The sequence below is a fragment of the Edwardsiella hoshinae NBRC 105699 = ATCC 33379 genome (assembly GCF_000474215.1).
Lineage (GTDB): Bacteria > Pseudomonadota > Gammaproteobacteria > Enterobacterales > Enterobacteriaceae > Edwardsiella > Edwardsiella hoshinae.
Map to the genome: position 1 here is coordinate 1 of NZ_BAUC01000005.1, position 22,584 is coordinate 22,584.

17 protein-coding genes, 1 tRNA gene and 1 pseudogene are annotated in these 22,584 nt (G+C 52.1%); 15 read left to right on the forward strand and 4 right to left on the reverse strand.

The genetic code is table 11. From position 1 onward, the window contains the following. Positions 1 to 500: pseudogene (locus EHO01S_RS02340) on the forward strand (ABC transporter substrate-binding protein); the annotation flags it as partial. Between the two features lie 3 nt (positions 501 to 503). Here the strand turns inward: EHO01S_RS02340 and EHO01S_RS02345 are convergent. The 3 genes from EHO01S_RS02345 to rsuA all read right to left on the reverse strand — a co-directional run bounded on the left by EHO01S_RS02345 (position 504) and on the right by rsuA (position 2,933). Then, positions 504 to 851: a YejG family protein gene (locus EHO01S_RS02345; RefSeq protein WP_024522447.1), complete on the reverse strand. Its 348-nt coding sequence runs from the start codon at positions 849 to 851 to the stop codon at positions 504 to 506. Between the two features lie 178 nt (positions 852 to 1,029). Then, positions 1,030 to 2,223 (reverse strand): Bcr/CflA family multidrug efflux MFS transporter, encoded by a 1,194-nt coding sequence (locus tag EHO01S_RS02350; RefSeq protein ID WP_024522448.1) that lies wholly within the window; start codon positions 2,221 to 2,223, stop codon positions 1,030 to 1,032. Positions 2,224 to 2,225: 2 nt separating this feature from the next. Continuing rightward, the gene (gene rsuA / locus EHO01S_RS02355) at positions 2,226 to 2,933 is read right to left on the reverse strand and encodes a 16S rRNA pseudouridine(516) synthase RsuA (RefSeq protein ID WP_024522449.1); all 708 of its coding nucleotides are present in this window, start codon (positions 2,931 to 2,933) and stop codon (positions 2,226 to 2,228) included. Positions 2,934 to 3,177: 244 nt separating this feature from the next. Here rsuA and EHO01S_RS02360 point away from each other — a divergent pair, with 244 nt between their 5' ends. The 3 genes from EHO01S_RS02360 to rplY all read left to right on the forward strand — a co-directional run bounded on the left by EHO01S_RS02360 (position 3,178) and on the right by rplY (position 5,587). After that, entirely contained in the window at positions 3,178 to 3,420 is a 243-nt protein-coding gene (locus EHO01S_RS02360) for a YecH family metal-binding protein (protein ID WP_024522450.1), read from the forward strand. Further along, positions 3,420 to 5,180, forward strand: coding sequence for a DNA repair helicase RadD (gene radD, locus EHO01S_RS02365; RefSeq protein ID WP_024522451.1), 1,761 nt, complete (start codon positions 3,420 to 3,422; stop codon positions 5,178 to 5,180). The genes EHO01S_RS02360 and radD overlap by 1 nt, the downstream gene beginning before the upstream one ends. A 122-nt stretch (positions 5,181 to 5,302) precedes the next feature. Continuing rightward, positions 5,303 to 5,587, forward strand: coding sequence for a 50S ribosomal protein L25 (gene rplY, locus EHO01S_RS02370; RefSeq protein WP_024522452.1), 285 nt, complete (start codon positions 5,303 to 5,305; stop codon positions 5,585 to 5,587). A gap of 102 nt (positions 5,588 to 5,689) precedes the next feature. On the opposite strand, the gene yejK is transcribed toward rplY, so the two are convergent. Beyond that, positions 5,690 to 6,694 carry a nucleoid-associated protein YejK gene (gene yejK / locus EHO01S_RS02375; protein ID WP_024522453.1) on the reverse strand — a complete coding sequence of 335 codons (1,005 nt, stop codon included), beginning with the start codon at positions 6,692 to 6,694 and terminating at the stop codon, positions 5,690 to 5,692. Between the two features lie 169 nt (positions 6,695 to 6,863). Here yejK and EHO01S_RS02380 point away from each other — a divergent pair, with 169 nt between their 5' ends. The 11 genes from EHO01S_RS02380 (at position 6,864) to EHO01S_RS02430 (ending at position 22,341) form a co-directional block, all read left to right on the forward strand. Continuing rightward, positions 6,864 to 7,091, forward strand: coding sequence for a YejL family protein (locus tag EHO01S_RS02380; protein ID WP_005288010.1), 228 nt, complete (start codon positions 6,864 to 6,866; stop codon positions 7,089 to 7,091). Positions 7,092 to 7,130: 39 nt separating this feature from the next. Continuing rightward, positions 7,131 to 8,885: an LPS biosynthesis-modulating metalloenzyme YejM gene (gene yejM / locus EHO01S_RS02385; RefSeq protein ID WP_024522454.1), complete on the forward strand. Its 1,755-nt coding sequence runs from the start codon at positions 7,131 to 7,133 to the stop codon at positions 8,883 to 8,885. A 75-nt stretch (positions 8,886 to 8,960) separates the two neighbouring features. Further along, positions 8,961 to 9,037, forward strand: a tRNA-Pro gene (locus EHO01S_RS02390). Positions 9,038 to 10,369: 1,332 nt separating this feature from the next. Then, positions 10,370 to 11,221, forward strand: a complete 852-nt coding sequence (locus EHO01S_RS18080; RefSeq protein ID WP_024522455.1) for a helix-turn-helix domain-containing protein — start codon at positions 10,370 to 10,372, stop codon at positions 11,219 to 11,221. A 40-nt stretch (positions 11,222 to 11,261) separates the two neighbouring features. Further along, positions 11,262 to 11,729, forward strand: coding sequence for a hypothetical protein (locus EHO01S_RS02400; RefSeq protein WP_024522456.1), 468 nt, complete (start codon positions 11,262 to 11,264; stop codon positions 11,727 to 11,729). Then, entirely contained in the window at positions 11,729 to 12,520 is a 792-nt protein-coding gene (locus EHO01S_RS02405) for a hypothetical protein (protein WP_024522457.1), read from the forward strand. Before EHO01S_RS02400 ends, EHO01S_RS02405 begins: the two co-directional genes overlap by 1 nt. Continuing rightward, a complete protein-coding gene (locus EHO01S_RS02410) occupies positions 12,517 to 13,743 on the forward strand; it encodes a TolC family protein (RefSeq protein ID WP_024522458.1) in 1,227 nt (408 codons plus the stop codon). Before EHO01S_RS02405 ends, EHO01S_RS02410 begins: the two co-directional genes overlap by 4 nt. A gap of 15 nt (positions 13,744 to 13,758) precedes the next feature. Then, positions 13,759 to 15,012: an HlyD family secretion protein gene (locus EHO01S_RS02415; RefSeq protein WP_024522459.1), complete on the forward strand. Its 1,254-nt coding sequence runs from the start codon at positions 13,759 to 13,761 to the stop codon at positions 15,010 to 15,012. A 4-nt stretch (positions 15,013 to 15,016) separates the two neighbouring features. Beyond that, positions 15,017 to 15,508, forward strand: a complete 492-nt coding sequence (locus EHO01S_RS02420; RefSeq protein WP_024522460.1) for a hypothetical protein — start codon at positions 15,017 to 15,019, stop codon at positions 15,506 to 15,508. A gap of 5 nt (positions 15,509 to 15,513) precedes the next feature. Beyond that, entirely contained in the window at positions 15,514 to 17,490 is a 1,977-nt protein-coding gene (locus tag EHO01S_RS02425; RefSeq protein WP_024522461.1) for an ATP-binding cassette domain-containing protein, read from the forward strand. 75 nt (positions 17,491 to 17,565) lie between these two features. Further along, positions 17,566 to 22,341, forward strand: coding sequence for an Ig-like domain-containing protein (locus tag EHO01S_RS02430; protein ID WP_024522462.1), 4,776 nt, complete (start codon positions 17,566 to 17,568; stop codon positions 22,339 to 22,341). The last annotated feature ends 243 nt before the right edge of the window (positions 22,342 to 22,584 follow it).

The following is a 22,584-nucleotide window of genomic DNA, read 5'->3' on the forward strand; positions in this document are numbered from 1 at the left end:
GCCTGGCCACACTAGGGATAGTCATGCATATCCGCTATGCCCCGCGCGGCCAGTTCGCAGCGCTGGCTCGGCGCCATGATTTCGGCATGCTCCCCGTCATCTATCCTGCCACCCCCTATCCCTCGCCCGCCTTGCTGGCGCGTTGGGGCTCGCGCTACGCCGATGACGGCGCTAACCTTGCCAATGTCCGCAACCCGGCGGTAGATGCCCTACTCGCCGCCATCGTCGCCCGGCAAGATGATCCGACGGCGCTACTGGCGTTAGGCCGCGCGCTCGATCGAGTATTAACCTGGAATGCATTCATGCTACCGCTGTGGTATGCCCCACAGCGGCGCATCGCTTATTGGGATCGCTTCGCCATGCCGGCGCAGGCACCACTGCGGGGGGAGGAATGGGATTACTGGTGGTATGATGTGAATCGCGCCGCACGTCTGGCACCGACGCCATCCCCCTGTCTGGGGCGCGCCTCAGGCACGCCGACTCGCGAGGGAAGTCAATGAGGATCAGAGAAAGACGGGTTGTACGACGGGTTCGGCGATGACCACACCGGCATTCTTCAGCCGGCACATCACCGTGCTCTCATCGTCGGCATGAACAAACAGACATGGCTCACCTTCCAGCGCAACGATAGTGCTGGCGACCTGCACCTCTTGTAGGGACAGATCCAAATCGCGCATCACCTGCCACGCCGCCTCGCCACGCTGACTGAGCAGTTTAATCCCGATTAACCGGTCATCCGCCTTCTGCGACTCCGGCTCGGAGAGCGGCTCCACCTGGACACCGGCACGCCCCGATGCCCAACGGTAAGGTCGCGGCAACCGATGAACGATCGAAAGCTGGAAATTGTTCACATTGATACCTTGCTCGGAAACACGGCACAATTTTTTCACAAAAAAATCACAACGTAAATGCTGAATCGCGTAAATTCTGTCAAATATCCGATTTTTCCGCCAGCGATTGACCGAACTTAATTACATACTCCTAACAGAAGCGACCTTTTCACCTTACCAACGCCCACGGGGTAAAGGGTCATCCTGCCGTCGGTGCCCGCGCCGCATACAGAAACAGCGCCATCGCGAGGGTGCTGCACAATGCCATCGACCCAACCAGCGGCCACGCCGAGGTGATCGGCAACTGTGCCAACAACGCGCCGACCAGCGCGCTGAGACCGAAGCGCAGGGTCCCGGCCAACGAGGCAGCCGTACCGGCCATATGCGGGAAGCTGTCCAGGATCACCGCCATAGCATTCGATGACACCATAGCGATACAGCCAACATAGGCCGCCACGCCAAGAACCAGTGCCCAAAAACCCCAGTCCAGCGAGACGCAGGCCAACAGCCAAAGTCCCATGATGAATTGCACCGCCAGGCCCAAACATAGCATCGTTTGGGCACCACGCCGGCGTACATGGCGGCCATTAAAGGTCGTCATGAGGAACAGAAACAGGATGTTCAGGGCAAAGTAGTAGCCAAAATGCTGCGGTGAAACGCCGTGTAGTTCGATATAGACGAATGGACCAGCACTAAAGAAGGAGAACATGCCAGAAAAGGAGAAGGCGCCGGCCAACATGTAGCTCAACACCCGACGGTGGCGAAACAGCGTGGCAAAATTAGTCAGCGTGGTATACAGGCGAAATGGTTGGCGCCGCTCGCGCGGCAGCGTCTCTCGAATAAAGCGTGCCACCAGCAGCGTCGCGCACAGTGCCGCCGCCGCCATCACCCAGAAGATAGCATGCCAGCTAAACCATAACATCAACGCCCCGCCCAACAACGGTGCCAGTAACGGGGCGATGGTCATCACCAGCACCACGAACGACATCATGCGCGAGAACTCATCCTTGCTGAACATATCGCGCATCAGGGCGTTGATCACTACGCTGGCGGCAGCGGCGGCCAGCCCGTGCAATAGGCGCAGCACGATCAATTGATCGATACTCTGCGCCAGGGCGCAGGCGGCCCCGGCCAAAGCGAACGACAAGGTACCGAACAGGATCACCGGCTTGCGCCCCACACTGTCAGCCAGCGGCCCATACAGCAGCTGACCCGCGGCGAAACCCAAGGTGTAGGCGCTCAACGTCATCTGCACCTCGCCACCGGACACACCGAATTGTGCGGCGATCACCGGCAGGCTGGGCAGATACATGTCGATGGCTAACGGCATCAACATCGACAACAGCCCTAAGATCAAGATCAATCCCAGATAAGATCCCTTACGTTCCGCCATCCTTACGCTCCAGGAGCCAGTACGCTGGCGACTTCGGCATCGCTCAACGCCCGGTACTCGCCCGGCGCCAACGTGCTATCCAGCGCGATGGCACCGATGCGCTCACGATGCAATGCCACCACGTGATTCCCCACGGCGGCGAACATGCGCTTCACCTGATGATAGCGCCCCTCACTGATAGTCAAGCGCACCTGCTGCGCATCCAACACCTCCAGACGCGCCGGTTTGGTCAGCGCCGTCTCTCCGTGCAACTGCACGCCCTGGGCAAACTGCACCGCCGTCTGGGGGTCCAACGGCCGCGCCAATGTCACCAGGTAGGTCTTCTCGCAATGATGGCGCGGCGAGGTGATGCGGTGCGACCATTGGCCATCGTCCGTCAACAGCACCAGGCCCGTGGTATCCAGATCCAAGCGCCCTGCGGCATGCAGCTTTTCGGCCATCGGCTCGTCGATAAAGTAGAGAATGGTGGCATGATCAGGATCGTTCGTCGAACAGACATACCCTTCCGGTTTGTGCAGCATGAAGTAGCGTGGCCCGCTGATGAAGGTCAACACATTGCCTTGGTAGGCGATCTCCTGCTCCGCGCTGATCTGTAGCGAACCACTGCGGGCCACCACGCCGTCGACGGTGACGTGACGCGCGCGCAACTCCCGCGCGACCAGCGCACGGCTGATCCCCAGTTGCTGGGAGATAAATTTATCCAGTCTCATTAAGTCTGCTCTGTTATTGCTAGGCGAATAAAAACCGATTCCGGCGTAAGCGTAAGCCTACGGCGAGGATCAAGCGGGGCCGCAGGCATCGCGGCGAACGCAGATCGTTCAGTCTAACACAATGCGCCCCCTGGCAGCCATCGCCCCTCACGGTCATACGACTGGATTTGGCGCGCGCCATGAGTAAACTGGATATGCCCAGCCCTGCGAGGGCACCGCTTCTTGCCACTATCGAGGTTATCCAATGACTGCATCCATCCACGGCCACGAAGTCATGCATATGATGCTCGCCAGCGCGACGCCCTATACCCGCGACTCGCTGATCGCCGCCATCGCACAGCGTTTCGGTGCCGACGCGCGCTTCCACACCTGCTCCGCGCACGATCTCAGCGCCGCCGAGCTGGTAGATCTGCTGGCGGCGCGCGGTAAGTTCGTTCCCGCCGACGGGGGATTCACCACCCAAGCGAATAAGATCTGCCATCACTGATGGCCTTTACGCTCCGCCCCTATCAGCGCGAAGCCGTCGAAGCCACTTTGGCCTACTTTCGACGGCATGACGAGCCGGCCCTAATCGTCTTGCCAACCGGCGCCGGGAAGAGTTTGGTGATCGCCGAACTGGCCCGCCTGGCACGAGGACGCGTGTTAGTGCTAGCTCACGTCAAGGAGCTGGTGGCGCAAAATCACGCCAAATACCTGGCCTGGGGGCAAGAGGCCGATATCTATGCCGCCGGACTAAACCAAAAGGCGAGCCAAGCCAAGGTGGTATTCGGCAGCGTGCAATCGGTCGCCCGCAACCTGGACGACTTTGCTAGTACGTTCTCGCTGCTGATCGTCGACGAATGTCACCGGATCGGTGACGGCGAGGAGGGACAGTACCAGCAGATCCTGCAACACCTGCGGCAGTATAACCCGCGGCTACGCCTACTCGGTCTAACCGCCACCCCCTACCGTCTCGGTAAAGGCTGGATCTACCGCTATCACTACCATGGCATGGTGCGGGGCGATGCCGCCTGCTTGTTTCAGGAGTGCATCTACGAATTACCCTTGCGCTACATGATCCGCCACGGCTTCCTGGTGCCGCCGGAACGCCTAGATATGCCGGTAGTGCAGTACGATTTCAGTCGCCTGCAACCCTCGGAGAGCGGACTATTCAGCCAGGACGATCTCAACCGCGAGCTGCGCGCCCAACAACGCATCACACCGCACATCGTCAGCCAGATCGAAGAATATGCGGCCAGCCGACGGGGAGTGATGATCTTCGCCGCCACCCTTGAACATGCCCAAGAGGTGCTGGGGCTATTGCCAACGGGCAGCGCGGCGCTGATCAGCGCCACCACGCCCCATCAGGAACGGGATGAGATCATCGCTGCATTCAAGGCGCAGCGCCTGCACTACCTGGTCAATGTGGCGGTGTTGACCACCGGCTTCGACGCCCCTCATGTCGATCTGATCGCCATCCTGCGCCCGACGGAATCCGTCAGCCTGTATCAGCAGATCGTCGGCCGTGGGCTGCGCCTGTGCGAGGGCAAGCAAGATTGTCTGATCCTCGACTACGCCGGCAACCCGCACGACCTGTACACCCCCGAAGTGGGCAGCCACAAACCGCACGCAGACAGTCAACCGGTGCAGGTGTTCTGCCCCGCCTGCGGTTTCGCCAACACATTCTGGGGCAAATGCGATGCTCAGGGACACATCATCGAGCACTATGGACGCCGTTGCCAAGGCTACTTCGAGGATGACGAGGGGAGGCGTGAGCAGTGCGACTACCGCTTCCGCTTCAAGCAGTGTCCGCAGTGCAACGCGGAAAATGACATCGCCGCCCGGCGTTGCCATCAGTGCGCGGCGTTGCTCGTGGATGCCGACGATATGCTCAAGGCGGCGCTGAAGCTCAAAGACGCCTTGGTGCTGCGTTGCGCCGGCATGCAACTGCGCAGTGGCGAAGACACCAAGGGCGAGTGGCTCCACATCACCTATTACGACGAGGATGGCGCCGATGTCAGTGAGCGCTTCCGTCTGACGACGCCGGCTCAGCGCACCGCCTTCGCCCAACTGTTTTTACGCCCTCACCAGCGAGCTCCGGGCTGCGAGCTGGTCTGGCGCCAGGTGGCAGACATCATCGCCCAACAAGACGCGCTGCGTGCACCTGACTTTGTGGTGGCTCGCCGCAAGGGGCAATTCTGGCAAATACGGCAGAAGGTGTTTGATTACCAAGGACGCTATCGCAAGGCCTACCAGCTGCGCGGCTAATTTATTTGCCGTCCCGGCGTAGATCGGCTAGAATGCCGCCCGCTTTGCCGAGGCAAGGCACACTATCCCGTCTGCTGCTGGGTCGCCTGTGGCGGACTTCATTTTTTTATCGAGATAGAACCATGTTCACTATCAACGCAGAAGTACGTAACGAGCAGGGTAAGGGTGCGAGCCGCCGCCTGCGTAGCGCCGGCAAATTCCCGGCAATCGTTTATGGTGGTAAAGAAGCCGCGCTGTCCATCACACTGGACCACGACTCCACCATGAACATGTCTGAAAAAGACGGTTTCTACAGCGAAGTGCTGACCCTGGTGGTCGACGGCAAAGAAATCAAAGTAAAAATCCAGGCTGTACAGCGTCATCCGTACAAGCCGAAACTGACTCACATCGACTTCGTTCGCGCTTAATCGCCGTTCCGATTCCGGTCAGTAAAAAAGACGCCGCTCTGCGGCGTTTTTTTTCGTCTGTCATCCGCGCCTAAAGAGGCGGTAGTCCGCCTCCATGAGCGCTCAGCGTCCGCCGCCGTTACGTTGCAACTGATCGCGGAGATTCGGCGGTGTCCCCTTAATCGTTAAAGTATCGGTCTGCGCGTCCCAGAAAATGCGTTCCCCCAACAGCATGGCGTCGAAGTTGATTGTCAGTCCTCCGCCGCTGCCAGCATACTTAGTCAACTGACGCAAGGTACTACGATCCGCCGGGAAATGCTCCTCCAACTCGTAGCCACGCTCGGTGGTAAACTGCTGGAAACTCTGCTCTCCGACGGTCGGGATCTCGCGGGATAGCGCCTCCAAGGCAATCTCTTCGCCAGCTTGCAACTGTTCGTTGCAGTAGTCATACACCTGCTGACGACACGCCTGACGCTCGTTCTTGTCCAACTGTCCCTCATTGCAGTAGTCACTCACCGCTTGGAGCAACCCGCGATTTTGCGCCTTGGCATCCAGTCCTGCCTGCGCGCCGAGAAAGTCCATAAAAAAGTCAGCGACCTTACGCCCGACTCGCCCCTTCAGGTAAGAGAGATAGCGCTGGGATGCGGGGTTCGTCTCCCACTCGGTCAAATCGATGCGTGCGACGATGTCGGCGTGCATGATGTCCAGATAGTGGGTAGCGCTGAGATCCAACTGTTCGTTGACGCGCATACTGTTACAGTTGTTGAGCACCGCTACCAGTAAGTAGTCCACGGCCAGATAGCGATAGTGACAGAACAGCACAATCCCGCCCTCGGCGAACGGATACTTGGCCAACTCATCACGCAACCGTCCGGTCGCCGCCCGGCTGAATTGCAAGAAGGTATCCTCCCCTTTACGGTAGTTGGCCAGCGCCTGCGCCAATTCGCTGTCGGGAGTAAAGGTGCCGTAGGCCTTGCTCTTAGCGCTGTAGACCCGATGCAGCTCCGCCATGGTCTCGTCGACGACGGCGCTCGGCGCCAGCAACGAGTCGCGCAGCACGACCTCCAACTGCTGTTCATCACGCTTCACCAATTGATGTAGCGCAATGCTCTCCAGATCCAGACTCATTGTTTACTCCTGTTATCCTCAGCCTGATATAGGCGCGTATTCAAACACCGTTGTCCGGCACCCGCAAGGGGCTCGCGCCTCATCACGGCGGCAGATGCAGAAAACTGCGGAAAATCCGCCGTCCATCGGGTAATATGTGTGACTTTGTCAGTCATCGATGGTCTTTTTTATGCCACAATCATCCCGTTACAGCGATCAACGCGTTGAACAATTGCTCACTGATCTGGTCAACGTACTAGAATCGCAACATGCCCCCACCGATCTGTCGCTGATGGTGCTGGGCAACATGGTAACCAATCTGATTAACAGCAGCGTTGCGCCCGCACAACGCCGTATGATCGCTCGCTCTTTTGCCGAGGCATTGCAAGCTTCCATTCGGGAAGACAACGCCCACTAAACCCACCGGGTATGGATTCGACGGAAATAGACAGAGTTTATGGTAACCAACCGTCAGCGCTATCGTGAAAAAGTCTCCCAGATGATCAGCTGGGGGCACTGGTTCGCCCTCTTTAACATTCTGCTGGCGCTGCTGCTGGGCAGCCGTTATCTGTTTATCGCCGACTGGCCCGCCACCCTGGCGGGACGCGTCTACGCGATTGTCAGTTGGCTGGGGCATTTCAGCTTTCTCGGTTTCGCCGTCTACCTGCTGACGCTCTTTCCGTTAACCTTTATCGTCATGTCGCAGCGTCTGCTGCGCTTTCTCTCGGCGGCGGTCGCCACTGCCGGACTTACGCTGTTGCTGATCGACAGCGAAGTCTTCACGCGCTTCCACCTCCACCTGAATCCCTTAGTGTGGGAGTTGGTGGTCAACCCAGCGCAGGGAGAGTTATCCCGCGACTGGCAGTTGATGTTCATCTGCGTCCCGGTGCTGTTTCTGATCGAAATGCTCTTCGGAACCTGGAGCTGGCAGAAGCTACGTAGCCTGAACCGGCAGACCTTCGGTAAACCGCTCGCGGCGCTATTCATCGTCTCGTTTCTCGCGTCACATCTGATCTATATCTGGGCGGACGCCAACTTCTATCGCCCGATCACCATGCAGCGAGCGAATCTGCCGCTCTCTTATCCGATGACGGCACGACGCTTCCTCGAGAAACACGGCCTGCTGAACGCCCAAGCTTACCAAGAACGGTTGATCCGTACCGGTGATCCTGAGGCAGTCGCCATCGAATACCCATTGGGTGAGCTGAGTTACAGCGACAAGGGCGCTGGGCTGAATCTACTGATGATCGTCGCTGATGGCCTACGCAACGATGATTTGACGCAGACCATGCCGAACCTGACGACTTTGGCTAATCAGAGTCTCAACTTTAGCCAACACTACAGCACCGGCAACGACGTCGATAGCGGGTTATTTGGCCTGTTTTATGGTATCTCGCCTAACTACTTGGACAGCATCCTCGCCGGGCGTAAGTCGTCGGCGCTGATCAGCGCGCTGGCACACCAACACTATCAATTCGGCCTGTTCTCTTCCGATGGGTTCAATGCCCCTTTATACCGCCAGGCGCTGTTTAGCGATTTTACCTTGCCCACGCCACAAAAGCAGAGTGACGCGGCAACAGTACGTCAGTGGGAGCGTTGGTTGGACACCCAAACCTCGCAACATCCATGGTTCGCCTACGTCAACCTGAACGGCACTACCAGTAACGCCGCCGAAGGCGGGAGCACCGCCAACCGCTATGCGCGCGCCGCCCAGCAACTCGATCAGCAGATCGGGGCGATGATCGATACCCTACGGGCACGTCATGATTTGGATAACACGGTGGTGGTGATCACCGCCAGCCACGGTTTAAGCGCTGACAATGAGGAGACGAGTCCCCCCTATCGCCGTCGTCAGCTACAGGTCCCCCTGGTCGTCCACTGGCCCGGCACCACCGCGCAGTCGATCGCCAAAATGACCAGCCACGAGGATGTGATGGCGACCCTGATGCAACGCCTACTGCATGTCGACAGCCGCGCGCTCAACTACACCCAGGGTGAAGATCTGTTCGCCGCCAGTCGGCGCCATGATTGGTTGACGCTCGGTAATGGCCGCGATCTGGTGATCATCACCCCGCAACAGACTATCGTACTCAACCGCAACGGTAGCTACCGTACCTATGGCCCCGATGATCGCGAACTGACGGGCGAACGGCTGTCGCTTCCGCTGTTGTTGCAAGTGCTGACCGACGTAAAACGCTTTATTGCCAACTAACTGCCTAAAACTACAGCGATCAATCGCGCTATGGCTTGCAAATGGTGAGGAAAACGGTAGTATACAAAACCAGTTCGGCACGTAGCGCAGCCTGGTAGCGCACTGTCATGGGGTGTCAGGGGTCGGAGGTTCAAATCCTCTCGTGCCGACCAAAATTCCCTAAAAAACCAACCGTTATGGTTGGTTTTTTTGTTTCCGGCGTACGCCGATAGCTAATTCCCCCGCTGTAGTCATTCAATGATTATCCGCTCTGCGAGGTGTTACTCCCTTATCACGGCGCCAAGCCTGCTGCTAACAAACGCTCAACGCAGGTTCGTGCCAAGCATAACAAGCACTTTTCCCCTCCCACCATCATCAAGCCCGCCAGCTAGCGTATCAACACGCCATTCCTCACCTCGCCCTCGTACCGCCTCTCATTGGCATGCTCGTGGCCAATACCCAGGTCGCGCGAGCAGACTCCCCCTCACGCAGGCAATCGTTTTCACCAGCCCTGAGCATCATTAGCGGATGGCAATAGGTTAAAGACTCACCACCTCGCGTACCTTGCCAGGATATCCTGGCTCGCCATATGCAAAAGATTGCGTCCCAGACTCATGCACATAGCATGGGCATGTGACGGGGATAAGCCCCTAGCGTCCATACTGGTGGCTCGCCGTTCCGACGGGGTAGCCGTCGTCACGCGCCTCGAGGTGCCCGCTCCAGGACAAATGAGGGAGCCAGGTTCAGCGCTGCATAGCCTATTTGCTCGACCAAATCATGGTGACTTGCCCGGAATAATGTGATACGCAACGCGCCATCGTAAAATCAAAACGCCAGCGCCGTCCACATCGACCAGCCCGCAGGATAACGATGTCAGTGCTCACGCTGACTTTTCCGCCTCATTGCCACTGAATTAAACTCAAGGCGGCAACCGATGGCGCGGATGCCAGGCTGTTTCTGCGCTACCTTCGTCAACGACCGGCAATGCTGTGGCCATACCGCGCGCTAGCAGCGCTCATCCACCGTCTTTCCAGCGGCCATCAGCTTTATATGGCGCCATTGATGACAGATAGTTGCGCATCGCTATCTCTGCAAGCGTGAGCTGGTCGCTAAACAATCAGCATCGCTCCGCCTCTTGCTACCTACACCCAGCGTGAAAACACCGACATCGCTAAGGCTCCCTTCTATACTATCCATTTTATATCGTCGCCAATGATCCTCAGCACGCTGCCATTAAAACGATATACTGATTATTTAGCGCTAATTTTTATATATTTTTCTCTCACTTAGCTAAAGATACTAAATACCATTTTTGTTCATCTAGCAGCACGAAAGAAAATTATCATTCTTAGCCTTTTTATAAAAAACATAAAAATAGTTCATCGATAATGCTAGGAGGGAAATAGCGAGAGATTTAAAAGGGTCAGGTTTGCACCCTAAGCTAAGTTTTATGGTTTCTAATGATTTAGCCTCGCTCGGCATCAGAAGAGTGCATTGGGGTATAAATGCAGGAGCAGATAATTGAAGCAATTTCTGAGTGGATCGAGAAAAACTTATCATCACAGATTACACCAGACGATATCGTAAGATACTCAGGATACTCTAGAAGATATATCTATGGCTTGTTTGATAATTACGCAAAACTACCACCAGGAAAGTATATCCAATACCGACGGCTTTCCTGTGCAGCAGTCAGGCTACGCTTAAGTTCACAATCAATAACAGAAATTGCGCATTATTTATGCTTCGACTCTATTCAGTCATTCTCGCGCGAGTTTAAGAAACGATTTGGCCTGTCACCACGCGCATACCGGTGCCAAGATGACTGGGATATGAGCAATATCCATGCCCCATTGAAGCTGAACCAGACAACGTTACCCGAATTAAAACTGGTCGCTCGCGAGGCACTGTCATATGTAGGAGATGAATTCAAATATAGCGAAAACCTCACTGGGTCTCCCCCTAGGGGCGGAAAGCTAAAACTGGATATCATCATAAAAAATATAAATTCTTATCACGCCGACTTCTATCTTATATCGAGGGTTTCTCCTTCAACTAACAGCGAAAACAAGGTGGTGATACAGATGATTACAGGGCTAAAAAGGAGCCAGATGACGACGGGCAAGATGGCCAAAGAGTTACATCTTCCTGCGGGGCTGTACGCTAAGTTCTCTTATTCTGGCACTTGGGAAACCTATGCCGATATTTCCCAGAGAATATATCTCGAGGCTCTCCCCAAACATAAACTTAAACGAGCCAAAGGACGCGACATCGAACACATATTCTACTCTGGTGAGATCCACCATCCTGAAACCTATCAGTTTAACATTGACTATTATGTACCAGTGGCTCGCTAAACGTCACATAACATTTTTATAAAATTGCCAAAAATTAAATATGTCAAGCAATGATAACAATGAACAGACTGGCGATGAAGAACTGGCGCCAATGGTTGATGGTTTAAGCGGTGCGCTGTGTATCTTTATCCTGATTACTACGGTTTTTATGATTAGCGGTATAGATAGCGTCGTCACTGGTATCGGTAGAGCCTATACCGGTCAGGCAAGTCGAGTGGACTACCTTAACAATACTGTCTATTTCGTTAGCGTTCTGTCGCTATCGCAGGAAGAGTATGCGCGGATCAATGATGGTATTCGCCGCAGCACCAAAAAAAATATCATCATCGAGGCTTCAGACCCAGCTATTAATAGTAGCGCAGCCACTCGAGTCAAGCGCGACTTAACCTATAACCTGCTGGAATTTAAGAAATATCTCAATCTCAACAATATGCGTGTGACATTGAAGATAGCCAATGATGACTTTTGCAAAACGCGATCATCATGTATTAAGTGGAGTGTAAATTAATGTATCTTGTCGGTTTTTTGTTCTATGCGCTGATAGTTTTTTCCTATTATTTTGTCGATGAGATATATGAGATCATTAATCAGTCATACCTGCTGGCGCAAGCGTTAACGATCATCATGGGGGCGTTTTATCTCTACCCTCTACTGATATTTATCGTTATCTGTGCATGCTCGCTAAAAAACGAAAAAGCTAAAAAGCTCATCGATTCCCAGACAAAGCTGGCGGCGTCTGTTTCGGTCTCTCTCGGCCTCATCGGTACCTTTCAAGGACTCACGGCAATGGTCGCCTCCATCGCGAAATCCATGGGCGGTAGCAGCGATATGGCCGAGAAAATGAACGCGATGTTAAGCGCGATATCCTCTGCACTTTCCGCGATGTCTTACGCGTTTTTGACCTCAATCCTCGGGGTGACGATTTCGGTACTTTTGCTACTCAGTCTCAATTTTTGGCTGTTCTACTTTAAGGATAATGCCACATCAAAGGCAACCAAGGCACGTAATCTCACGGTGACTTATGACGCGCGTATTCGGACTAATTTCGACTTAGTCGATACGCAGTTGACTGCATTCAATGACAAATTAGATCGCCAGCTACAGCTCGGCGAACAAACGCGGCAGGCACATCAAGAGATGCTATCTGCACTAACGCATGTTGCCCATAGTATGGATAGGCTCCAACAGCAGTTAGCGGACGCCGAACGACTCCGTCAAGAGAACGTGAAGGAACTGCAAGACAACGTTCTTCGATTCAAGGATAAGTTACGGAAAATGTTGGAGTTTATTACAAAATGATCCGTCATTGGCTGTGTTTTTTGCTGTTATCCTTTACCTCGATACCGTGCTTCGCGTTAGCCGATAATTATCAAGACTATTTACATACTGTCATTGAAAATACTGAGAGCGTTAAAGCAAAAGAGGCTCTGGTTGATGCCGAAGAGTTAAATCAACTGAGTGCTCAACTTTACGCGATCCCTAAGCTCTCGGCCTATGCTCAACCTAAGTCGACCAGGGCCAAACGTAGCAGTAACTATGTTGAAAGCAAGATCACCTTGAGCGCACTGTTATTTGATGATGCGACGTTCAATTCGTTGCGCGCACAGCATTATAAACTGCTCGCGACCCTGGTCGATCTCGATAGGGAAAAAGAACGGATCACGGTAGCGATAATGAGTGATCAGATTAACATCACCCTCTATGAACAGTTACGTGAAAATGCACTAAAACTAAAGTATGAATCTGAGGCACTCTATCAGAGGATCAATGTTAAATATGAATTCGGCATCATCAAAGAAAGTGATGTCAAACTCGCTAAACTATTAGTGCAAAAAATCAACAATGAAATCGATAATATCGATAGGGTTATCGATCGACTGAAGCTAAATATTGAATCTAACGCACTGTATCCCTACCCTGCCGAGGGCGTAGAGATCAGTAGAGTAAAAATCGAGCGTTTACTCACCTTTACCAGTAAAGACAAAAACCTAATCCAGAACTTTGACTTAAAAAAAATCGCGTTGAATAAATATGAGAGTAAAGAAAACGCCGCGGCACAAGATTCCTTGTACTCGATCACTCTGCTCGCAGAAAACAAGTACGCCAACAGCAACTTGGTCAAAGATGATTCTTATATTGGGGTTAAAGTTTCATTAAATCTTTTTAACCTTGACAATAAGTTAGCGCAAGCCGCGGGAATGGCAACATACCGTTCACTCTCATTCGACTATGACCATAGATATAAATGGCTAAAGAACCAAGTTAGGTTGGCTAGATTGACAACCGAAGCCAATACACGCGAGATCACCAACCTTGAGCAACAATTAGCCACAACCCAGGAGTTAGTAAAAAATCAAGAGCGTGAATATAGCATCAACCAAGTTTCGGTCTATGAGATGTTAAATACTCGTTTCGACCTCTTTCAACTCGATAAATCGATTGCTGACATCAAGGTCTCTGAAGCGAGAAATAAAATCGGCCTACTTCAATTGTATGGCCAGGTACTTGATTTTTTTTATTAATGAGAATTTCCGTTGATGACTAAACAGCATTTTTACCTAAGCGTTAAAGCCGTGCAGAAACCCTTGCTCGCCGGCACCGTCGGCGTTGCGGTCTTGCTGTATATCTCTTTCAGCAAGATCGATATCGTCTCTCCCGGTCAAGGCGTGATCACCGGTGAAAATGATAAGGTGGAGATAAAGAGTCCTAACTCTGGATTTATTAATAAATTCAACCTGCATGAAGGCGATAGCGTCGAGAAGGGAATGGTTTTGTTTTCCTATACTAACCTCGACTATACATATAAGGGATTGACCTTAAAGGATATTATTGATTTCAATCGTGACAAAATTAACTACCTGAAAAAGGACAGCGCGCTGCTCAAGAGTTTGCTCATCACCTCAACGTCATCGCCACAACAACAAGAAACATTATCATCCAGCGGTTATGCAGATCTGAGCTATTTTTCATTCAAAGCAGAATATGATGCCATCCTGCTTGATGAGCAGAGCCTGAACGAAAAAGAGAAATTACTCCAGCAGGAAGTACAGTTACGGGAAAAGCAAATTTCCTATCTACAACGCAAAGATAGCCTCCTGAAAAAAGGTGGTGCCAGCGATATTGATATCATTAATAACCTCTCTGATATCGATCGACAAAAGACTGAACTAATTAATGTAAAGATGAGTTTTCTCACCTTGCGTAATGATTTAGAGAACGCCAAGACACAGTTTAAAACTAAACTGTACGATAAAATCAATAGTATCCGTGAGCAAATAGATACGCTACAAAAAAACAATATAGAGAACCAGGGAGAACTTAAGTTGATGAACGATAAGGTATCCACCAATATCGTTACAGCTCCTTTCTCCGGTAAAATTTTAAAGATCGAAAACAACCTCAAACAAGGATCATTTATAGAGCAATACCAGAGCATTATGACCGTGAAACAGGATACCAACGGCCAGGTTATCGAAGCAAAGTTTGATACCAAGTATCGTCCATATCTCTATCAGGGCGCCAGTGTCAAGATTTCCGTTAATTCGACCGCTTTTAAAAAGAATTTTTCTGCGCGTATCGCGAAAATCAGCCCAGATTCATTCGTGGATAATACCCGTGGCAATACTGAATACCGTTATTATAGTGTGACCATTGATAGTTTTCAGGATATTGATACTAGCAAACTACCCGAAGGCATCGAAGTCAATGTATTTGCCACTTCGAAAAAAGTTTCTATTCTCGAATACATGATCGCAACACTCAAATCCGATATGACTTTTAACGTGTGGTAACTGTATGCTTGGTTTTGTATCTGCTTTATCGGCGACACTCGCGATCATTGTACTGATCGCCTCTGTCATGCTCGTTAATTTATTATCTGTCAGCCTAGAGAAGAGCAAGCAAAATTTTCAGATAAAATTTTCAGGAATTATCGATAGTGAGCCGAGCGGAAAAAATGGCGGAAAGAATAGAGATCAAGAAGGGCAATCCGATAAATTCGGAGCAGGAACGGGCAGAGACAATAGTGATCCGCAACGAATGATTAGTAAATATGTCATCTCGCCTCAAGATCTACCACCGGCGCAGTCCAACCTCGCCGAAATAGAGACGGGATGCTCTTACGGTAATAACTTTAGTTACGATGTCGCCTCAAAACTCGCGGCACTTAATTATATTATTCTGGCAAAAGCCTATGCATCCAGCGATGTGAAAATATATATTCAGAAACCGAACTATGATGAAAATGGAATCAACGATTGCTGGGTGAATACTAAGGATCGGGAGTAATAACTATGTTAATAGACGCCATCCGTATTTATTGTCAAAAAAACGGCATTCAATTATCTACGCGAGATAAAACACTTGCTGCCGATTTTTTTGAACATCCTCATGATTACATCTCCGATGACTATTTCAACTATAAGTTGCATAGCTTCATCTGCCGTAGTCATGCTGAATTACCAGAGATCTTCATCGTTGAGGAGAAGGGTAATGACTTTCTTGTTTATGAGCGTATCATCAGTGATTTTTGTTGTCTATCTCAACATAAACAGCAGGCACCCCAGTCTTTCATTGGCAAGAAGATCATCATATTAAGAGAACAACCGAAAACCTTAGAGGCTGAAGCGCTCTACGCCACAATAAAGAAAAGAATCAGTGGCGCGAATTTATTTTTTCTACCACTGGTGGCATTTTCCCTTTTATTGCCATTCTACAGTAACTTATTTAACTCTAGACTGGTTTACAGCTCATCATTGACATCCGTGCTTTACATTACGATTTTTTTTATTTTCTTCGCTCTACTGGAAGCTTTCCTGAAGACCTCGGTATATAAGACTGTCGTAAGAGCAACTCATGATAATTCAATAAAAATCAGCAAGTTGCTTATGTACATTCTCACGATAACTAGCGATGATAGCGCCCCATCAACCACTCGAGCCATCGAGCTCTCCAGCGTAAGCTATTGGAAAGCTATCTCCTCGCTCATGGTTGACGTCGCCTTACTCTTGGTCTTTCTGATTTGTATTGTCCTGCTCCTCGGAGAATATAGTATCATCCTCTTCTTATATTACCTTGGGTTTGCCATTTTCTGCGTTTATGCACGCTTTCAGTCCTATGAAAGCAGCCTCAAAAGTATCGCCATAAACAATGACCGTTTAATTGATAGCATCTCCCTGCACAATAATCGGCAGCAAGTCCGCTTTACTAATTTTGACACCTTACGTCATGCTTTCTACGTAAAATCCTTGGCCAGCGAAAAACTGAGCCATCAACTAGATTTACATAATAATCGTTGGGCGGAGATCCTTAAGTTAAATACTTTTATCTCTATGGTCCTGATGTATATCGCTTGCTACCTAGCAATCAACACAGGAAGTTTATCGATCGCCACGATCATCGCAGTGATGATCATTAACTCTCGTCTCTCTGCCGCAATGATAGCCTCGGTCAATGGTTGCTATAGTGTCAAAGTCAATCTCCACCAGATAAAAGCAAGCCTAACAAAGCTGACACAGCATATCGTTTTGGCCAATGCCAACCAGCTCCACTTAGATAAAATCGAGCAGTTAACGCTGGAAAATATTACCATTGAACCACATGGTCACGCGACCCTAGCAGGTTATAACGCCAACTTTACCCGCGGGAATGTGGTCGGCGTAGTGGGTAAAGTCGGCGTTGGTAAAAGCACGTTGCTCCGCGCAATCATCGCGCAAGCTGCCTTGCCCCATGGCGCAATTCGCTACAATCAGGTGAATATCCATAACATTGATGCGTTAACTTTCCAACGCCAAATAGCTTACTACCAACCAGCCTTACAGTTTTTTAAGGGGACGCTACGCTTTAACTTTAATTTGTACGGCATACATGATACTGGCCGCATTCTCGCCATTATCAAATACTGCTGTCCAGCGATGACCGTAGATATCAACATTCTGGATGATGTTGATGCCGATGCGCTTAATTTCTCGGCAGGAGAGCGGCAAAAGATCATCATCTCAATGTTATTGGAGAAACAGCCGTCTCTTATTATCTTAGATGAACCGACCTCATTCATGTCTGATGATGAGGGCCTAGACTTTCTGCGTCATTTAATCGCGCAACATCATGACGCCATTTTTATCATTGCCAGCCATAATGCCGACGTGAATCGCATAGCAACCACACTTATCAATATTTCCAACACTGGAAAACATAAAAAGATATTCATTAACACACCACGTCCAACAGTGCCAATAACGGTAAAGCCACAAGGAGGCTTAGCAGAATAACGTATCAACACTATCGTGCTGTCGCCTGGGGACAGCCTGGCATCGTTTATTATTCTATTAAGATGAGTTGATGATATGAAATCAATTAATGTAAACAATTTCGATTCAGAAAATATCCGTGTTGAAAAGCTGAAGGTCTCTGGGTTCGATGTCATCGTCACCGATACACAAGGTGAGCGGATAAGAATTGTCGATGGCTTACCCGATATCCTGACCGGTACGCTTAAACTCTTAAACAGTGATGGACAAGGAATCGAGACGACAGCGATCGTCAACTCTATCGATGCCTCTAAGCTGGGACTCGATGTCGCCGTACTCGGCTCCTTGCTCGACGGTAATGATGTCGAAAGCGCGGTCGATGCCGCAGCAGGAACCTCTGCCGATCCTACCACATCCGATAACGCACAAGAGCGAGCTCAGGCCGAGAAACTCGCCGCATTACTCGCCGAGAATAAGCAGCTCAGAGAACAATTGAGCGAGAGCGAAAAGCAGGCGGCGCATGAGGAGAAAGTGCAACTGCAAGTCGAGAAATCGACGCTGTGCGCTAATGAAACGCTCGTTGAGCCTCAAACGCCGGAGCCGGCACCGCCGCCAGGAACGGCCCCGGCAAAGAAAAAGAAACCGCTAGACGATGGCGGCGGTGGTTCGTCCTCCCCTGCTAACGAACCGCCCTCTCCCACCGGGAATGGTCAGCATGAGGTTACGTTAGGCCAACATGTACCGTTAACCGCCGCATTGAGCGCAAACAGCGATACCGGGATCGTCGGTGACAACATTACCCGCGTCACATCCCCCCTGTTCAGCGGCACTACTGCGCCGTTCGCACAACTGACCCTGACCATCGGCTCGGCGACTTACTCTACCACGGCCGACGCGCAGGGCAATTGGAGTATCGCCGTCACTCACGATCTTGCCGAGGGAGGAAACAGCTATACGGTGAGCGCCGCTGACAGCGCCGGTAATAGCACGACCATCAATGGCGTGGTCGTGATTGATACCGTCGCCCAGACCATTACCGCCACGCTGGACGGCCAGTCCGATAGCGGTGTGCAAGGCGATTTCATCACACATGACACCACGCCAACCCTGACGGGAACGGCAGAGGCGGGTGCCGCCATGACGTTAGTTATCAATGGGACCACCTATACCTTTAACGCCGATGCCTCAGGCAACTGGCACTTCACCCTGCCAAGTGCGCTGGCCGAGGGGAAATATGACTATACCGTGAATGCCAGCGATGTCGCCGGTAATCACACCAGCTACAGCGGCGCATTGACCATTGACACCAGTGCGCCGGCACTAACCAGTAAACTCGACTTGAGCAATACCCTTTATGGCGATAACGTAATCGGCAATAGCCAACCCATTTTTTCCGGCACGGCCGAAGCGGGCTCGACGATAACCCTCAGCATCGCCGATGCCACCTATACTCTGATCGTCAATCCAGACGGGCAGTGGAGCTTCTCTGTGCCGGTCGCTCTGGCCAATAAGGAGTGGCCTTATACGATCAGCGCAACGGATAGCGCGGGCAATCAAACCGTCATCCACGATCAGGTAATTATCCAAAATAAAGATGCCGTGGCGCAGATCGGCGTCACCGCCGGACTTGATACCAGCACCGATTCTGGCACCCTCGGCGATAACATCACCAGTAACCCGCGCCCGATCCTGACGGGCACCTCAGTGGCCAATGCGGTCATCCTACTCACCTTGGCCGGGGTGACCTACACCACAACCACAGATAGTCATGGGAACTGGTCGATCGATTTCGCCAACGATTTTGTAGACGGCGTACATGATTACAGCGTCACGGCTACGGCGCCGGACGGTACGATGGGGCTCTACTCTGGCTCTTTCACCATCGATACCATCGCCCCCAGTATCGCCGTGAATCTAGAGGCCCAGTCCGACTCCGGCATCGTCGGCGACGAGATCACCAACGTCAAACAGCCCGTCCTGACCGGTCTCACCGAACCCTATGCGACCGTCGTGATTACGATCGATGGCAGCGCATATCAGACTACGGCCAACAGTGCAGGTGAGTGGAGCATTGCCATCACCCACGCCCTGAGCGAAGGCCAAAATGATTACACGGTAACCATCACCGATGTCGCGGGAAATAACGCCAGCGCAACGGGCAGCATTACCCTCGATACAGAGGTCGCACCGCTAACCGGGATCAAGTTTTCCGACGGCTACGGGGGACGTTACAGCAGTACCTATACTCCAACCATTGAGGGTTGGGGAGAGGCTGGGGCAACGCTAAACATCGCCATCGGTAGCCGCTCATACACCATCACTATCCCGGAATCGCGCAAGTGGTTTTTCTATGTGCCAGCCGGATTTATTCAGGCGGGGAATACCACTCAATACATCACCTTCAAAGAAACCGATGCGGCCGGGAACACGACATCAACGACAATCAAGTTTCATTTTATCACCGATAAACCGGATATCTCTGCCGATATCGCCGCGGGCAGCGATACCGGCATCATCGGCGACAAAACGACCAGCGACACCAGCCCAATGCTGAGTGGACGGGTGACGAGCCCTGCACTCACCCCGTCTCAGTTAGCCCAGTCTAAAGTCGCGCTGACTATCGACGGCATCACCTATTCCGGCATAGCAGTCAATAGCAACGGTTCCTGGTCCTTCACGCTACCGGTTACCCTATCGCCGGGCTACAGCTATAACTACACCGTCAGCGTGACCGACTTTGTCGGTAACACCAATAGCTATACCTCCTATGTGACCATTAATACCCTGTCCGGCAAGCTGGATGCCGTCAGTATCACCGGCGAAAACTCCATGACGGAGACAGCCGATGCCTCGCCAACCTTATCGGGATCGGCAACAGCTGGCTCTACGCTGACCCTTTATATCAACAACCACAGTTATCATGTGCCCGTCACGGCATTAGGCACCTGGACATTTAAGGTGCCTGATGCCCTGGGCAACGGCAAATATACCTTCACCTTAGTCGAGAAGACCGCCGCCGGGGTTACCAATACCTTCAACGGCCATTTCATCGTCGATAGCAAGACGCCAGACGTATTGACCGCCGAAGTACTGGCCCCGGCGAGTGGCAGCAACAACGTCGTCAACCATCCCGACGTCACGCTCCAGGGAAAAACCGAGGCTCTGGCTCTAGTAACCATCTTAATCGGCGGCATCACCTATCAGACTTCCGCCGATGCCAACGGCAACTGGTCTTATACGTTTGATAACGGCGCATTCGCCATCAACAGCACGATTAATTACCAGGTCACCGCCAGCGATGCGGCCGGCAATAAAACGACCATCAATGGCAGTTTTATGATTGATACCATCGACGTCAGCGCCGATCTCGCCATCAACAGTAACTCGGGCAATCCGCACGATAATATCACCAATGTCAGCCTGCCGACCTTTGCTGGAAATACCGCCGCTAATGCGGAGATCAGCCTGGTAATTAATGGCGAAAAATATACTACGACGGCGGACAGTAACGGTAAGTGGTCCATCACGCTGGACAGCACGCTGCCAGACAATACTTATCACTATGCGGTAAGCGCCACCTTAGGGGATAAAGTCAACTATGCCGCGGGAGAGGTGGTGATCGACACCAGCGCACTCCCCCCCACGCTGAACCTCGCCACTGACAGCGACAGCGGAGTCATCGGTGACTACATCACCAATGTCACCACGCCGACACTAACGGGCATCAGCGAACCGAATGCCAAAGTGATGCTAACGCTCAATGGCATCACCCATACCATCACGGCGGGCAACGATGGCTCCTGGTCGTTCGTTGTTCCCACGCCATTGACCGAAGGGGATAACGCCTATTCGATCGGCATCATCGATAGCGCGGGCAACACCTCAAGCGCCGTCACGGGCCATATCACCCTGGATACCCTCCCCCCCAACGCCTCGGCCACGCTACGTCCGGCCGATGACAGCGGCAATGTCGGCGACGATATCACCAATGTCGCCACCCCAACATTAACCGGGAGCACGGAACCCGGCGCAACAGTCACGCTGGTCATCAATAACTATACCTACGCTACCCGCGCCGATGAGCATGGGACGTGGTCATTGACGATCAGTGACGCGCTGCCCAACGGGAATAACACCTATACCATCACCGTGAGCGATATCGCCGGTAATCAGGCGACTACCTCGGGCCATCTTGTGATCGATACGATAGCGCCGGAGGTGGAGGATATTACGGTAGCCAACGCGGATCATAGTGATATCACCGATACCTCAATACCTATATTCAGCGGCACGGCTAGCGAGACGGAGGTGAAAATAACCATCTCCTTCGCCGGTGACGAACAAAAATATGATGTCACGCTCAATCCCGATGGCAGTTGGCATTACCAACACAACACGCCATTTCCCTTGGGCAGTCATGAATACACGCTCGAGATTAGCGACATCGCAGGAAACAGCAGCACAACCAGCGGCACATTTGAGGTTGTCAGCAACATTAGCACGCCTTCTCAGCCCGAAGAGAGCACCTCTCCCGTTGAGCTAGCTGGCGTTGCCGAGGCGCATGCCCAGATCGAAATCACTCTCGATGAAGCTATCTATCGCACACAGGCGGATCAGAACGGCAACTGGTCGCTCCTCACCGCCCCCTACCCCGCCGGCGACTATGAGTACTGCCTTAAGATGACCAACGCCGCCGGTGAGATAAGCGAAGAGACCAACGCCATCAAATTAGTCCCCGACGACAGCGCGCCCCTCGTCTCCGTCTCGAACTCCGCCCCCGCCGTGTCAACCGACCATGGCGAGGCAGCTGTATTGAGCCTGCTAGCGAGCGAAACTGCCTTCGAGGTAAGCAGTCACGATGAACCTATGTGAAACCCACGCGTTCGTTAAAGCGTAATGCCATTGGCGTCGGCCTTATTGTCATAGCCGATGCCATTTACCCGCATTACCCCCTGGGTCACTTCCCTCATATCCGTTAGTAAGGAGATAAAGGTGTCATATCGATTAAGAAAGCCCAATAAAAGGCCACCTGGCACTTTGGCCGGCCGAGCTCGGCTATACCAAATTAGTGCTTGGGTAAATATTTCTTGTCAGTTGCTGTTTCCCTTGAGCACC

What these genes read in the sequence shown, in the direction of transcription:
- EHO01S_RS02430 (WP_024522462.1), top strand. Translation starts at nt 17,566, where the DNA reads ATGAAATCAATTAATGTAAACAATTTCGATTCAGAAAATATCCGTGTT.
- EHO01S_RS02425 (WP_024522461.1), top strand. Translation starts at nt 15,514, where the DNA reads ATGTTAATAGACGCCATCCGTATTTATTGTCAAAAAAACGGCATTCAA.
- radD (WP_024522451.1), top strand. Translation starts at nt 3,420, where the DNA reads ATGGCCTTTACGCTCCGCCCCTATCAGCGCGAAGCCGTCGAAGCCACT.
- rsuA (WP_024522449.1), bottom strand. Translation starts at nt 2,933, where the DNA reads ATGAGACTGGATAAATTTATCTCCCAGCAACTGGGGATCAGCCGTGCG.
- EHO01S_RS02405 (WP_024522457.1), top strand. Translation starts at nt 11,729, where the DNA reads ATGTATCTTGTCGGTTTTTTGTTCTATGCGCTGATAGTTTTTTCCTAT.
- rplY (WP_024522452.1), top strand. Translation starts at nt 5,303, where the DNA reads ATGTTCACTATCAACGCAGAAGTACGTAACGAGCAGGGTAAGGGTGCG.
- EHO01S_RS02360 (WP_024522450.1), top strand. Translation starts at nt 3,178, where the DNA reads ATGACTGCATCCATCCACGGCCACGAAGTCATGCATATGATGCTCGCC.
- EHO01S_RS02420 (WP_024522460.1), top strand. Translation starts at nt 15,017, where the DNA reads ATGCTTGGTTTTGTATCTGCTTTATCGGCGACACTCGCGATCATTGTA.
- EHO01S_RS02380 (WP_005288010.1), top strand. Translation starts at nt 6,864, where the DNA reads ATGCCACAATCATCCCGTTACAGCGATCAACGCGTTGAACAATTGCTC.
- yejK (WP_024522453.1), bottom strand. Translation starts at nt 6,694, where the DNA reads ATGAGTCTGGATCTGGAGAGCATTGCGCTACATCAATTGGTGAAGCGT.
- EHO01S_RS02400 (WP_024522456.1), top strand. Translation starts at nt 11,262, where the DNA reads ATGTCAAGCAATGATAACAATGAACAGACTGGCGATGAAGAACTGGCG.
- yejM (WP_024522454.1), top strand. Translation starts at nt 7,131, where the DNA reads ATGGTAACCAACCGTCAGCGCTATCGTGAAAAAGTCTCCCAGATGATC.
- EHO01S_RS18080 (WP_024522455.1), top strand. Translation starts at nt 10,370, where the DNA reads ATGCAGGAGCAGATAATTGAAGCAATTTCTGAGTGGATCGAGAAAAAC.
- EHO01S_RS02410 (WP_024522458.1), top strand. Translation starts at nt 12,517, where the DNA reads ATGATCCGTCATTGGCTGTGTTTTTTGCTGTTATCCTTTACCTCGATA.
- EHO01S_RS02350 (WP_024522448.1), bottom strand. Translation starts at nt 2,223, where the DNA reads ATGGCGGAACGTAAGGGATCTTATCTGGGATTGATCTTGATCTTAGGG.
- EHO01S_RS02415 (WP_024522459.1), top strand. Translation starts at nt 13,759, where the DNA reads ATGACTAAACAGCATTTTTACCTAAGCGTTAAAGCCGTGCAGAAACCC.